Annotated in this window: 11 protein-coding genes; 3 read left to right on the top strand and 8 right to left on the bottom strand. The window is 66.6% G+C overall.

Features of this window, described 5'->3' with window-relative positions:
* Positions 1–236: nitronate monooxygenase (locus JNK68_09800; protein ID MBL8540650.1), on the bottom strand; the 236-nt coding region annotated here is incomplete at its 3' end.
* Positions 237–386: 150 nt separating this feature from the next.
* Here JNK68_09800 and JNK68_09795 point away from each other — a divergent pair.
* Together JNK68_09795 and JNK68_09790 are read left to right on the top strand one after the other, a co-directional pair.
* Complete coding sequence (locus JNK68_09795; protein ID MBL8540649.1) at positions 387–1,730, top strand: dicarboxylate/amino acid:cation symporter; 1,344 nt, start codon at positions 387–389, stop codon at positions 1,728–1,730.
* Positions 1,731–1,828: 98 nt separating this feature from the next.
* On the top strand, positions 1,829–2,809 hold the full coding sequence (locus JNK68_09790; protein ID MBL8540648.1) for a TAXI family TRAP transporter solute-binding subunit: 981 nt from the start codon (positions 1,829–1,831) through the stop codon (positions 2,807–2,809).
* 207 nt (positions 2,810–3,016) lie between these two features.
* Here the strand turns inward: JNK68_09790 and JNK68_09785 are convergent, their stop codons facing one another.
* The 7 genes from JNK68_09785 to JNK68_09755 all read right to left on the bottom strand — a co-directional run bounded on the left by JNK68_09785 (position 3,017) and on the right by JNK68_09755 (position 12,209).
* The gene (locus tag JNK68_09785; protein MBL8540647.1) at positions 3,017–4,462 is read right to left on the bottom strand and encodes an efflux transporter outer membrane subunit; all 1,446 of its coding nucleotides are present in this window, start codon (positions 4,460–4,462) and stop codon (positions 3,017–3,019) included.
* Positions 4,459–5,628 (bottom strand): efflux RND transporter periplasmic adaptor subunit, encoded by a 1,170-nt coding sequence (locus tag JNK68_09780; protein MBL8540646.1) that lies wholly within the window; start codon positions 5,626–5,628, stop codon positions 4,459–4,461. Before JNK68_09780 ends, JNK68_09785 begins: the two co-directional genes overlap by 4 nt.
* Positions 5,625–8,789 (bottom strand): efflux RND transporter permease subunit, encoded by a 3,165-nt coding sequence (locus JNK68_09775; protein MBL8540645.1) that lies wholly within the window; start codon positions 8,787–8,789, stop codon positions 5,625–5,627. The genes JNK68_09780 and JNK68_09775 overlap by 4 nt, the downstream gene beginning before the upstream one ends.
* A 178-nt stretch (positions 8,790–8,967) precedes the next feature.
* Positions 8,968–9,963 (bottom strand): heparin lyase I family protein, encoded by a 996-nt coding sequence (locus JNK68_09770; GenBank protein MBL8540644.1) that lies wholly within the window; start codon positions 9,961–9,963, stop codon positions 8,968–8,970.
* Between the two features lie 104 nt (positions 9,964–10,067).
* On the bottom strand, positions 10,068–10,901 hold the full coding sequence (locus JNK68_09765; GenBank protein MBL8540643.1) for an aldo/keto reductase: 834 nt from the start codon (positions 10,899–10,901) through the stop codon (positions 10,068–10,070).
* A gap of 21 nt (positions 10,902–10,922) precedes the next feature.
* A complete protein-coding gene (locus JNK68_09760; GenBank protein ID MBL8540642.1) occupies positions 10,923–11,357 on the bottom strand; it encodes a septal ring lytic transglycosylase RlpA family protein in 435 nt (144 codons plus the stop codon).
* Between the two features lie 21 nt (positions 11,358–11,378).
* Complete coding sequence (locus tag JNK68_09755; protein ID MBL8540641.1) at positions 11,379–12,209, bottom strand: c-type cytochrome; 831 nt, start codon at positions 12,207–12,209, stop codon at positions 11,379–11,381.
* An 83-nt stretch (positions 12,210–12,292) separates the two neighbouring features.
* On the opposite strand from JNK68_09755, the gene JNK68_09750 reads away from it, so the two are divergent.
* On the top strand, positions 12,293–12,417 hold a 125-nt coding region (locus JNK68_09750), incomplete at its 3' end, for an acylphosphatase (GenBank protein ID MBL8540640.1).

Raw genomic sequence — 12,417 nt, 5'->3', positions numbered from 1 at the left:
GGGTCCGGCGCCGGCGGCAGGTGACAGAAGAAATTGACGTTGAACGGCTTCGACGTTTGCGCCCGGATGCGCTGCAGCTCCGCGGAGAGCGCGTCGGCCCCGAGCATGGCGCACGGCAGCGAACCGAGACCGCCGGCGTTGGACACCGCAATGGCGAGCGCACTGTCCTGGGAGCCCGCCATGGGCGCCTGAACGATCGGCAGGTCGATGCCGAGCAGGGTGACCAGGGATTTCATTGAAAGCTGGCTGTAAGGCAGTGATGGTATCAGAGCGTACGGCGCACCTGACAGCCAGCCTCTGCTTCGCGTTTGTCTTGAATCGCGCGAACGCCGGGAGTAGGGTGCGGGCGAGAGCGCAATAAAGAAAAAATCAAGAGGAGGAGCAGAATGGCCAGCAAGCGTCCGTTCCACAGCACGCTTTATTTCCGCGTGATCGTCGGCATCCTGATCGGGGTTGCGATCGGGTTCTTCCTTCCCGACGTCGGGCAGTCGCTGAAACCGCTCGGGGACGCTTTCATCAAGCTCATCAAGATGATGATCGCACCGATCATCTTCTGCACGGTGGTCGTCGGCATCGCCAAGATGGGCCACATGAAGGACGTCGGCCGCGTCGGCATCAAGGCGCTGGTCTACTTCGAGGTGATGTCGACCGTCGCGCTCATCATCGGGCTCGTCGTCGTCAACGTCCTCCAGCCCGGGGCCGGCATCCATGCCGATCCGGCTACGCTCGACACCAAGGCCATCGCCAACTACGCCACCGCGGCGAAGACCCACACCACGGAAGAGTTCCTCATGAACATCATTCCGAGCACCGTGGTGGACGCCTTCGCCAAGGGCGAGATCCTGCAGGTGCTGCTCTTCGCCATCCTCTTCGGCATTGCGTTGAACTGGGTCGGCAAGCGCGGCGAATGGATGCTCAAGCTGCTCGATGAAGCCGGACACGTGCTGTTTCGCATCATCGAGATGATCATGCAGCTCGCGCCGATCGGCGCCGGCGCTGCCATGGCCTTCACCATCGGCAAGTACGGCATGGGCACACTGCTGTCCCTCGGCGAGCTGATGCTGGGCGTCTACATCACCTGCTTCCTCTTCGTGTTCGTCGTGCTCGGGCTGGTGGCGCGATTCGCCGGCTTCAACCTGTGGCGCTTCCTCGTGTACATCCGCGAGGAGATCTTCATCGTGCTCGGCACGTCGTCCTCCGAGTCGGTGCTGCCGCGCATGATGGAAAAGATGGAGCGGCTCGGCTGCGATCGCTCGGTGGTCGGACTGGTGATCCCGACCGGCTACTCGTTCAACCTCGACGGCACGTCGATCTACCTCACGATGGCGGCGATCTTCATCGCGCAGGCGACGGACGTCCCGCTCACCCTGTGGGATCAGCTCACCATCCTCGCGGTGCTGCTGCTCACGTCGAAGGGCGCCGCGGCCGTGACCGGCGGCGGCTTCATCACCCTGGCGGCGACACTTTCGTCGGTCGGCAAGGTGCCGGTGGCAGGGCTCACGCTGCTGCTCGGCGTCGACCGCTTCCTGTCGGAAGCCCGCTCCATCACCAACTTGATCGGCAATGGTGTAGCCACGATCGTGGTGTCGCGCTGGGAAGGGGCGGTCGACATGGAGAAGGCGCAGCGGGTGCTCGCCGGCGACTACGACGAGGATCTTCTCCCGCTCGCCGACACGAACGAGGCCGAAGCCAGCGCGCCGCCGACACCGGCAACCCCGGTTGCAGGCTGACGACGGGTGCGAGCATGAACGAAAGCGGGGTGGTGACAGGTATCGACGGACCTAGCCCGAGGCACGGGTATCCGCCGTGCCATACAGGAGCGAATGTCATGAAGCGACGTCTGCTTGCCCTGGTGGGGGCGTTCATATCCGCCGTGATCGCGCTTTACCCTGCAACAGCGCCTGCGGCCGAGCCGAACTGGCCGCCTTCACTGACGGTCGCGACCGCCTCCCCGGGGGGGACCTATCACGCATATGGGGAAGGTCTTGCGCTGCTGCTCACGCGCAGCCTCGACGTGCCGGTCGCGGAGCAGACGACTGAGGGTCCCAGAGAAAACATCCAGCTCATAGAAGCCGGCGATGCGCAGATCGGCTTCGTCACGATGGGCGTCGCCCTGCAAGGCTGGAACGGCACGGGCGACTGGACTCACGGCAAACGCTTCCAGTCCATGCGCGCGCTCTTCCCGATGTACGACACGCCGTTCGCTTTCGTGGTGCCCAAGGACTCGCCGATCCAGTCGCTCGCCGGGATGGCGGGCAAACGCATCGGCGTCGGACCTGCCGGGGGCACTGCCGGCACTTATATGCCGCTGTTTCTGGCGACGTTCAAGATCGAGGCGGAACTGGTCCACGGCACGTGGGATGAGATGGCGGACCAGTTCCTGGCCGGCAAGCTGGACGCGCTCGCCGCCGCCGTCGGCGCCCCCTTCCCCGCCTTGTCGGGCCTGGACGCCCGCAAGGCGATCCGGTTCGTGCCATTGAGCGAAAAGGAGATCGTCAGCTTGCGCCTGGCGATGCCCGAGCTTACGCCGTCCGTGATCCCCGCGGGCGTGTATCCCTCGCTCTTGCGGGGTTACCGCACGGTCGGTCTCTACAACTTCGCGGTTGCCAGCAAGGACCTGCCCGACGACCTGGCCTATGCCATCGTCGATGCCGTGTTTACCAATCAGGACGTGCTGATCCGGGCCCATCCCGTGGCGGCGGAGACGGTTCGTTCGAACTTCTCCCACAATGGCTTTCTGCCGTACCACCCGGGCGCGCTCCGCTATTACAGCAATCTCGCAACGAGCGGTACGCTGCGCGGCGACTGAGTTCAAGGGAAATGCAAAAGAAAGGGCCCGCCGAAGCGGGCCGCTAAGCACCAAACGCCTCTTGGTGCGAGGGGAAGTGCACGAGCGATATTCAGCATACTCCGCCAACCTTACGCGCCACTTACAGCGGCTTGATCGCGCGGTAAGGGCCTGCGGGCGCCGCAGTCCTGCGCGCGATCGGCCTCGTGGGAATCAAGCAGAGAATTTTCAGCGGAGCGGCTTCGTTTCGTCGAGCGAGACGCGCACCGGTTCCCAGCCGCCACCGAGTGCCTTGACGAGTTGTACCGCGGCGGAGTACTGCCGCACGCGGGCGTTGAGTTCCGCCTGCTCGGCGGCGAGCGCCGCGTTCTGCTGCACCACCACCTCCAGGTAGAGGGCGATGCCGCCGGCGTAACGGTTGCGCGTCTGCACGAGCGCCTGCCGTGCATGCTCGGCCGCTGCGGCCTGCGCGGCGCGCTCCTCGCCGAGTTGCCTCACCGCCGCGAGATTGTCCTCGACCTCGCGATAGGCCTGGATCACCGTCTCGCGATAGTTGGCCACGGTTTCGGTGTAGGCGGCGGCCGCCTCCTCGTTGAGCCCGGCACGGCGACCGCCATCGAAGAGCGGCCAGGCGAACGCGGGCCCGACCGCCCAGAAGCGATTGGGAGCGCTGATCCAGCCACCGATCCGGTCGTTCTCGAAACCGAAGATGCCGCTCACGCTGAAACTCGGGTAGTAGGCGGCGCGCGCGACACCGACATCCGCGTTGGCGGCCGCCACGCGCCGTTCCGCCGCAGCGATGTCGGGGCGGCGCTGCAGCAGTTCCGACGGGAGTTCTGCGGGCACCGCCGGCACCTGTTGGGCGAGCGGCGCTGGTGGCAGCGTGAAGTGTTCGGGTGCGCGGCCGAGCAGCACCGCGATCGCGTTCTGCAACTGCTCCCGGCGCAGGTTCGCGTCGATGCGCAGGGCGCGCGCGGTCTCCAACTGCGTCAACGCCTGATCGACATCCGAGCGTCGCGCAACGCCGCCCTCGTAACGGCTCTGCGTCAGCTCGACCGCGCGCCGATAGGCAGCCTCGGTCTCGGTCAGCAGGGCGATGTCCGAATCGAGCCCGCGCAGTATGAAATAGTCATTGGCGAGATTCGCGCTCAGGCCGAGCCTGACCGACTCGAAGTCGTCGCCCGCCGCCTCGGCACGCGCCTGTGCCGCCGCGACGCTGTTGCGCACGCGGCCCCAGAGATCGATCTCGTAGGACACGTTCGCCGCCAGCAGCGCATCGGTGTACAGCGTCGGTGAGGTCACGCCGCGCAGCGGCCGGTTCTCGGACTGGCGGTTGCGCGTCACCAGCCCCCGGGAATCGAGCGACGGATACAGCGCGGCCCGGGCGATCTGCGCCAACGCGTTCGACTGCTGATAGCGCGCGTACGCAGCCTCCAGGGTCAGGCTCGACTGCATGAGCTCGTCTTCGAGGGCGGTGAGCTCCGGGTCGCCGAAGAGCGTCCACCACTGCCCCTTGGCCTGGCGATCCGCCGGAGCGGCCGGCTGCCAGGCGGGATCGGCGCGGTAGGCAGCGATCTCGGGTGTCGTTGGCACCTTGTACTCCGGTGCGAGCGAGCACCCGGCAGAGGCGACCGCGAGGCCCAGCGCGAGCCGCCATGCGAAGCGCGCGCTCATCCGCTGTCCGCCTTCGTCGTGACGACACGCACGCTCTGCCGATCGAAAACCGCGTCGGGGGGATTGACCACCACGCGATCGGTCACTGCCAGCCCGCTCTCGATCTCGACCTCGGTGCCGAAATCGCGGCCGATCGCGATCTTCTTGAGCGCGATGCGATCGTCGCCGTCGACGGTCGCGACCTGCGCGCCTTCGCGCGAGAAGATGAGCGTATTCACCGGCAATCTCAGCTTGGCTTCGTCCGTCGGCAGCGCGAAGTGCACCCGCGCGTAGGCTCCGGGAAAGAGCTCGCCGCTCGCGTTGTCGATGAACACCTCGACCCGCAGGGTCCGCGCGACCGGATCGATGGCGTCCGACAGGTGGGCGATGGTGCCGTCGAAGCGGCGTCCCGGCAGTTCCGCCACCTCGACTGCCGCGGTGCCGCCGCGGCGCATGCTCCTGGCAAACGGCTCGGGGACGTTCACGACCGTGCGCATCCTGTGCACGTCCGCCAGCCGGAAGAGTTCCTTCGCACTGCCACCGGCCGGCGGCGCGATCAGATCGCCGACCTGCGTGTTGCGCGTCGTGATGACGCCGTCGAATGGCGCAACGACGCGCTTGAAGTTCTGCAGATCGCGCAGCCGCTGCACGTTGGCGCGCGCCGCCGCCACCAGTGCCTTCTTCGCGGCCGCATCGCCGACCTTCTCGTCGAGTTCCTGCGGCGTGACCGATTCGCTCTGCCGCAGATCGCGCCAGCGCTTCGCGGTGCTTTCCGCCAGCGCAAAGTTCGCTTCGGCGGTCGCCAGGTCAGCCTGCGCCTGGCGCAGTTGCTGGTCGACCTCGGGCGTGTCGATCTCCGCGAGCAGTTGCCCCGCCTTCACCCGCGTGCCGATCTCCGTCGTCCAGCGCTTGAGATAGCCGCTGGTGCGCGCATAGATGGGGGTGTCGGTAAGGGCGAGCACGTCGCCGGGCAGGACGAGACTCTCGATCTTCGCTCCCTGCAGCGGTGTCGTGACCGCGACGGTGACCACCGCCTGCGCTTCCGTAGCAGTGCGCAGGGCGGATTGCGCCTTGACGCGCGAGTAGATGCCGCCCGCGGCGACGACGAGAGCGAGCAGGGCCACGAGGATGAGCGCCAGGCGCATCGAGCGCCCCGTCGGCGGTGGCCGTCTGCTTTCGTGCGTCATGCGCCCGCCTCGGCGGCAGCGGCCTTCGCCTGCCGGCGCGTGTGGATCACCGCGAACACCGTCGGCACGAAGAAGAGCGTCGATACGGTTGCGAGCAGCAGGCCGCCGATGACCGCACGGCCGAGCGGCGCGTTCTGCTCGCCGCCCTCGCCCAGCCCCAGCGCGAGCGGCACCATGCCGATGATCATGGCGAGTGCGGTCATCAGCACCGGGCGCAGGCGCACGAATCCCGCGTCGAGCGCCGCCCGCGAAGCACTGGCGCCCGCTGCCAGGCGCTCGCGTGCGAAGCTCACGATGAGGATGCTGTTCGCAGTGGCGACGCCCATGCACATGATCGCGCCGGTGAGCGCCGGCACGCTGAAGGGCGTGTGCGTGATGAACAGCATCCAGACGATGCCCGCCAGCGCGGCCGGCAGCGCCGTGATGATGATGAAGGGATCGGTCCACGACTGGAAGTTGACGACGAGCAGCAGGTAGACGAGCACGATCGCCAGCACGAGGCCGCTCAGCAGACCGAGGTAGGAAGACTGCAGGGTCTCTGCCTGGCCGCGCATGACGACGCGCGAGCCGCGCGGCAGTTCCGGCTTCATCTCCTCGATCACGCGCTCGACCTCGGCCGTCACGCCGCCGAGGTCGCGATCCTGCACGGCACCGAAGATGTCGACGGTATTCTGGACGTTGTAGTGCGACACCACACCCATGCCGAAGCCGCGCGTGATGCGCGCCACGCCGCCGAGGATCTGCGTGTCGCCGTCGTCGCTGGTGCCGACCGGCAGATTCTGCAGATCCTGCAGCGCCGCCACGCGGTACTCCGGCGCCTGCGTGACCACCTGATAGCTCACCCCGTTCTTGCGGTTGAGCCAGAAGCTCGGTGCGGTCTGGAAACTCCCCGCCAGCGTGATGAGAAGATTGTTCGCAACGTCGCGCTGCGAAAGGCCGAGGTCGAGCGCCCGGCTGCGATCGACCTCGACGCGCAGTTCCGGCTGGTTGAAGGCCTGCTGGATGCGCATGTCCGCAGTGCCGGGAATGCGCCGTACCTTCTCCAGCAGGCGCGCGGCGAACACGCGGTTGGCGTCGAAGTTGTTGCCGACGATCTGGATGTCGATGGGAGCGGGCAGACCGAAGTTGAGGATCTGGCTCACGATGTCCGCCGGCAGGAAGGCGAACATGACGCCCGGGAAGCGCTCGGGCAACTCGCGCCGCAACGTGCGGATGTAATTCTGCGTGGGGCCGTGCTCGGGCGTGAGCGAGATCAGCACGTCCGCATCAGACGACCCGATCGGCGCCGAGTTGCTGTACGAGAGATTGATGCCGCTCGTCGGCAGGCCGACGTTGGCCACGATGTGCCCGATCTCGCCGCCCGGGATCAGGCTGCGGATCGCCGTCTCCACTTCGTTCGCGAGCCGCGCCGTCTCCTCCACCCGCGTGCCCGTCGGTGCGCGCAGGTGCAGCTTGATCTGTCCGGCATCGACGTCCGGAAAGAAGTCGCGGCCGACCCACGGCAGCAGCAGGAAGGAGGCGACGGTGGCGAGCAGGAAGAGCGCAATGAAGCTGCCGCGCACGGCGATGGCGTGCGTCAGGAGGTCGTGATAGCGGTTGCGCGTGCGCTCGAAGCCGCGTTCAAACCGGCGCTGAAACCGCGCCAGCGCACCCTTCGGTCGCGCGCGTTCGCCCTCGCCCGCGTGCGGCTTCAGCAGATACTTCGCGAGGGTGGGCACCAGCGTGCGCGACAGGATGTAGGAGGCCAGCATCGCGAAGACGACCGCCTGCGCCATCGGCACGAAAAGGAAGCGGGCGACGCCTTCGAGAAAGAACATGGGCACGAAGACGATGCAGATGGCAAGTGTCGACACCAGCGCCGGCAGCGCGATCTGCTGTGCGCCGTCGAGGATCGCGATCTCCACTTCCTTGCCCTGCTCGAGATGGTAGTTGATGTTCTCGATGGCGACGGTGGCGTCATCGACCAGGATGCCGACCGCGAGCGCGAGACCCCCCAGGGTCATGATGTTGATCGTCTCGCCCAGCGCGGACAGCGTGATGATCGACGCCAGCACGGAGAGCGGGATCGACAGCGCGATGATCAGCGTGCTGCGCCAGCTGCCGAGAAAGATCAGGATCATCACGCTCGTCAGCACGGCGGCGATCACGCCTTCCTTGATCACGCCCTCCACCGCCGCGCTGACGAACAGCGACTGGTCGGCGAGCAGGCTGATGTCGAGTTCGGGCGGCGACTGCTCCTGGATCAGCGGCAGACGCTCCTTGACGCGCTCGATGATGTCCAGCGTGGAGGCGCTGCCGGTCTTCTGGATCGTCATGAGTGCCGCGCGCGTGCCGTCGACGCGGACGATGTTCTGCTGCGGCGGGAAGCCGTCGCGGACATGGGCGACGTCGCGGACAAAGACGGTGGCACCGTTGACCGTCTTGATCGGCAGATCGTTGAGTTCGTCGACGAGCACCGGACTGCCGTTCAGCTTGATCGAGTACTGGATGTCGCCGAGCTTCTGGCTGCCGCTTGGCACGATCACGTTCTGCGCGCCGATCGCGCTGGAGACGTCGGCCGCCGTGAGGTGCCGCGATTGCAGTGCGGCCGGGTCGAGGTCGACCATGACCTGCCGCGTCTTGCCGCCGTAGGGAAACGGCACCGACGCCCCCTGCACCGTCGCGAGCTGCGTGCGGATGAACTGGTTGCCGAGGTCGAAGAGCTCCTGCTCCGCGAGCTTGCTGCTGGAGAGCGCGAGCTGCAGGATCGGTACGCTGGAGGCGTTGTAGGAAAGGACGAGCGGCGGTGTCGAGCCGGGCGGGAGCTGGCGCAGCAGCGTCTGCGAGATCGCCGTGACCTGGCTCAAGGCGACGTCGATGTTCGTGCGCGGCTGGAAGAACACCTTGACCACGCCGACCCCCGGCAGCGACTGCGACTCGATGTGCTCGATGTCGTTGACGGTGGTGGTGAGCGCGCGCTCGAAGTTGGCGATCATGCGCGTCGCCATCTCGTCGGCGGGCAGCCCGTTGTAGCTCCAGACCACACTCACCACCGGAATGTCGATGGCGGGGAAGATGTCGGTCGGCGTGCGGCGGATGACGAGCGGACCGAGGATCAGCAGCAGGAGCGCCAGCACGATGAACGTGTACGGTCGGCGCAGGGCGATCTGGACGATCCACATCTCGGGGCGGTTATTCTCTCGCGGCGGTCAGCGATGCTCGGGACGGGCGGCGGCGGTCGTCGTCATGGCGCGGGGCCGGGCGATGCCCGGGACTGCGTCGCTCCTGCCTCTGTGTATCCGTCTGCTGCGCCGGCAGATCCGGGAGGTGTCCGCACGGCACGCCGAGTCGCAGGTGCGCCTACTGCGCCGGATCGACCAGCTTGTAGCCGTCGCACCCGACCGCTTCCCGGAACTCGTCGAAATAGGCCTCCCGGAAGGGATTGGAAACACCGCACATGGGGCCGTAGATGCCGACGCGCGACGGCAGGCTGGTGCGGATGGCGTAGGGTGTCGCGGTTGCGTCCAGGTGCTGCACGTTGGTCATTCCGGTGCGGGAATACACCTTTCGTCCGTTGTACCAGAGGTGAACGTAGCCTTTGCCCTCGCTCGACAGGGAAAAGTTCAATACGAAGTCCGCCCATTTGTCGAGTGGCATCGGCGCCGACCAGACTTCCTGCGTTCCGCACAGCGCGCACGGCTTGGGGTTGGCGAGCGCCGCCATGTCGACCCCGTCGACGACGTTGAGCCGATAGTAGGGCCGGCCATCGCGAATCAGCGGGCCGATCGTCACGGCGTTGCTGCCCGGCCCCTTGACGCCCTTGTTGACCGGCGCGTGCACCTGGAAGAAGGACCACACGCCGTCCGGGACGACGGTCGGGTTCACGCTGAAACCCACCCAGTACGACTTGCCGTCGTCCCACGGATAATTGATGCGGTCGTGCATGATCTCGGCCTCGGCGCGGTAGAGTTGCCCCTGACCCATGACCGCGTTGCGATCGCAGGGTGCCGTGCCGACCTGCGCGCGCAGCGCCCCGGCCCCCTTGCGCCGCACCTCCCGGCTGTAGGCGAGCTGACTGGTCGGTTCGACCAGCGTGCGCAACCCCGACATCCACGAGGACCCGCCATACGGGTAGGTCGCCTGCCAGCTCGCGCTGATGGGGCTCTCGGGCGGCGGACCATACTCGTCGAAAGTGGACACGTGCCGCAGCACCGCCGGCGGCGAGTCCGGCCCGCAGGTCCCGCTGTCGGCGCCCGGCGCGGAGGCGGGTGACAGCGCAAAGCCCGCAGCGCCGAGCAGGCACAGCGCGCTCGCGCGCAAAGACGAGGAATGGGGGGATGAAGCGATCTTCTTCACGGATCGTCGAAGCCTGTATGGGATGCCACGACGTGGCGCCGCCGCGGCTCGTCAATCATAGAGAAAGTCCGGTGAAACGGGCAGGCACCGGCGCTGCCGACACCTCAAAGCACTTCCAGCGGCGTTGCCCGGCGCGGCGGCGGGTACGCCCGATCCAGCTCGTCGAGATCTTCTGGCGTCAGGTGCAGGTCGAGCGCCGCGCGGTTCTCCCGCACATGCGCTGCGCTGCCGGCCTTCGGAATCGCGACCACGCCGTCGTGGCGCAGCACCCACGCGATCGCCACCTGGGCGGCGGTCGCCCCATGTCGCGCGGCGACTGCCTGCAGCGTCGCATCGCCGAGCATGCGCCCCTGTTCGATCGGCGAATACGCCATGACCGGCACGCCGCGCCGGTTGCACGCGGGCAGGAGATCGAATTCGATGCCGCGGCGGGTGAGATTGTAGAGAACCTGGTTGGTCGCGACGGCACCGCCGCCGGGCACGGCGCCAAGCTCCTGCATGTCGGCGCGGTCGAAATTGCTGACGCCCCAAAAGCGGATCTTGCCGGCCCCGGCGAGCTTCGCGAAGGCTTCGAGCGTTTCCGCGAGCGGTGTCGGCCCGCGCCAGTGCAGCAGATAGAGATCCAGCCGATCGGTGTCGAGCCGCCGTAGACTGGCCTCGCAGGCGGCGATGGTGCGCCTGCGGCTCGCATTCTGTGGCAGCACCTTGCTCACGAGGAACACCTCGTCGCGCCGCCCGGCGATCGCCTCGCCGACGACTTCCTCCGCCGAGCCATCGGCGTACATCTCGGCCGTGTCGATGAGTGTCAACCCGAGATCGATGCCGAGCTGGAGCGCCGCGACCTCTTCCCTGCGACGCCCGGCCGCCTCGCCCATGTGCCACGTGCCCTGACCGAGCACCCGGATCGTCTCTCCGGAAGGAAGCCGCACGCTGCGCATGGACATCTGCGGAACCGCGGACTAGCCGACGACTTCCGCGGTGACCGGCACGGTGCTCTTCGGTCCCATGCCGAGCTTCTTCGCCGCGGCCTGCGAGATGTCGAAGACGCGCTCCGGCTGTGTCGGCCCGCGGTCGTTGATGGTCACGACGACGCTCTTGCCGTTCTTGTCGTTCGTGATCTTCACCTTCGAGCCGAATGGCAGCGTCGGATGCGCGGCCGTCAGCGCCTTCTTGTCGTAACGTTTGCCACTCGCGGTCTTGTGACCGTTGAGACGGTCGTTGTAGACCGCCGCCAGCCCGGTCAGGCGGTGGTCGCTTGTTTGCGCCGCTTCCGCCTTCACGTCGGCCGAAGCAGGCTGCGACTGGGCAAATGCACCGCCAGAGACGATCAAAATGGCACCAAGAGTGGCACAACGAGCGAGCGAGATCACCTTCACGTATATGCTCCTGTCAATGTGAGAGAAGGCGACGCCGAATCAGTAGCGGGCGTCCGGCGGACGGTCGCCCTTAGGCCAGTCCTCGCCCTTCCCAGAAAAATCAGGCCGTGGCTGAGAGGTGAAATAGGCGGCGACGTCGAACGCTTCCTGATCCGATAGCGTACCGCCCTGACCCAGCGGCATGTTCTGTTTGACGAACCCGGCGGCATTGTTGAGCCGCGCCATCCCCGCACCGATGTTGAACGACTTCGGTCCCCAAAGCGCCGGGAACAGGTAGCCCCCGTCAGGCTTGGTCATGCCCTCTCCCGCTGCACCATGACAGACTGCGCACTTTTCCGCGTAGATCGCCTTGCCTTTTTCCGGATCCGGTTTGGCAGGCGCCTTGATCCGCTTGAAGCCCCGCCCTTCGACATTCATGCCGGTCGGCACCCCCTGTGACACCCACCACATGTAGGAAAGCACGCCGATCATCTCGGGACTGTCCAGGGGGAGTGCCTTGCCGTTCATGGAGCGGCGGAAGCAGTCGTTGATTCGCTCCTGCAGAGGATTCACACTCGCGTTGCGTGCTCGATACTCGGGAAACACGCCCCATATGCCGATCCACGGCGATGCCCAAGCGACGGTGCCGCCGTTCAGATGACAGGAGGTGCAGTTGAGGCCGTTGCCCACGTAGCCCTTCGCGTGATTCTGGGTGTCGGTGACCACGTTGCGGCCGAGACGAACCGCGTCGCCCATCGGCCCGGAAGGAATCGTCGACTCGTCGGGCACCCTGAGCGGCCAGGGCTTCGCCGTGTCATCAGCGCGAGCAGTGAGTGACACCGCGAACAGCAGCGTCACATAGGCAGGTACGCGCAGCAGCGACGCGATCATGGCAAGGCCTCCTCCTTGACACACCGTTGGACCGGCCCCGATATTAGACGAGTTGCCCGATCCCGTCTCAACGAAACTCACTCATGAGCGCAGAAACGATCTGCAGACGCCTCGTCATCTCGGGTCGTGTGCAGGGCGTCGCGTATCGCGTCAGCATGGTCAACGCCGCGATGCGCCTGGGCGTCCGTGGCTGGGTGCGCAACCGCTC

The sequence above is a fragment of the Betaproteobacteria bacterium genome (assembly GCA_016791345.1).
Classification (GTDB): Bacteria; Pseudomonadota; Gammaproteobacteria; order Burkholderiales; family JAEUMW01; genus JAEUMW01.
The sequence above is the reverse complement of the archived record's forward strand: the minus strand, read 5'-3'. Positions and strand labels throughout refer to the sequence as shown.

What these genes read in the sequence shown, in the direction of transcription:
- JNK68_09755 (MBL8540641.1), bottom strand. Translation starts at nt 12,209, where the DNA reads ATGATCGCGTCGCTGCTGCGCGTACCTGCCTATGTGACGCTGCTGTTC.
- JNK68_09785 (MBL8540647.1), bottom strand. Translation starts at nt 4,462, where the DNA reads ATGAGCGCGCGCTTCGCATGGCGGCTCGCGCTGGGCCTCGCGGTCGCC.
- JNK68_09790 (MBL8540648.1), top strand. Translation starts at nt 1,829, where the DNA reads ATGAAGCGACGTCTGCTTGCCCTGGTGGGGGCGTTCATATCCGCCGTG.
- JNK68_09775 (MBL8540645.1), bottom strand. Translation starts at nt 8,789, where the DNA reads ATGTGGATCGTCCAGATCGCCCTGCGCCGACCGTACACGTTCATCGTG.
- JNK68_09765 (MBL8540643.1), bottom strand. Translation starts at nt 10,901, where the DNA reads ATGCGCAGCGTGCGGCTTCCTTCCGGAGAGACGATCCGGGTGCTCGGT.
- JNK68_09780 (MBL8540646.1), bottom strand. Translation starts at nt 5,628, where the DNA reads ATGACGCACGAAAGCAGACGGCCACCGCCGACGGGGCGCTCGATGCGC.
- JNK68_09795 (MBL8540649.1), top strand. Translation starts at nt 387, where the DNA reads ATGGCCAGCAAGCGTCCGTTCCACAGCACGCTTTATTTCCGCGTGATC.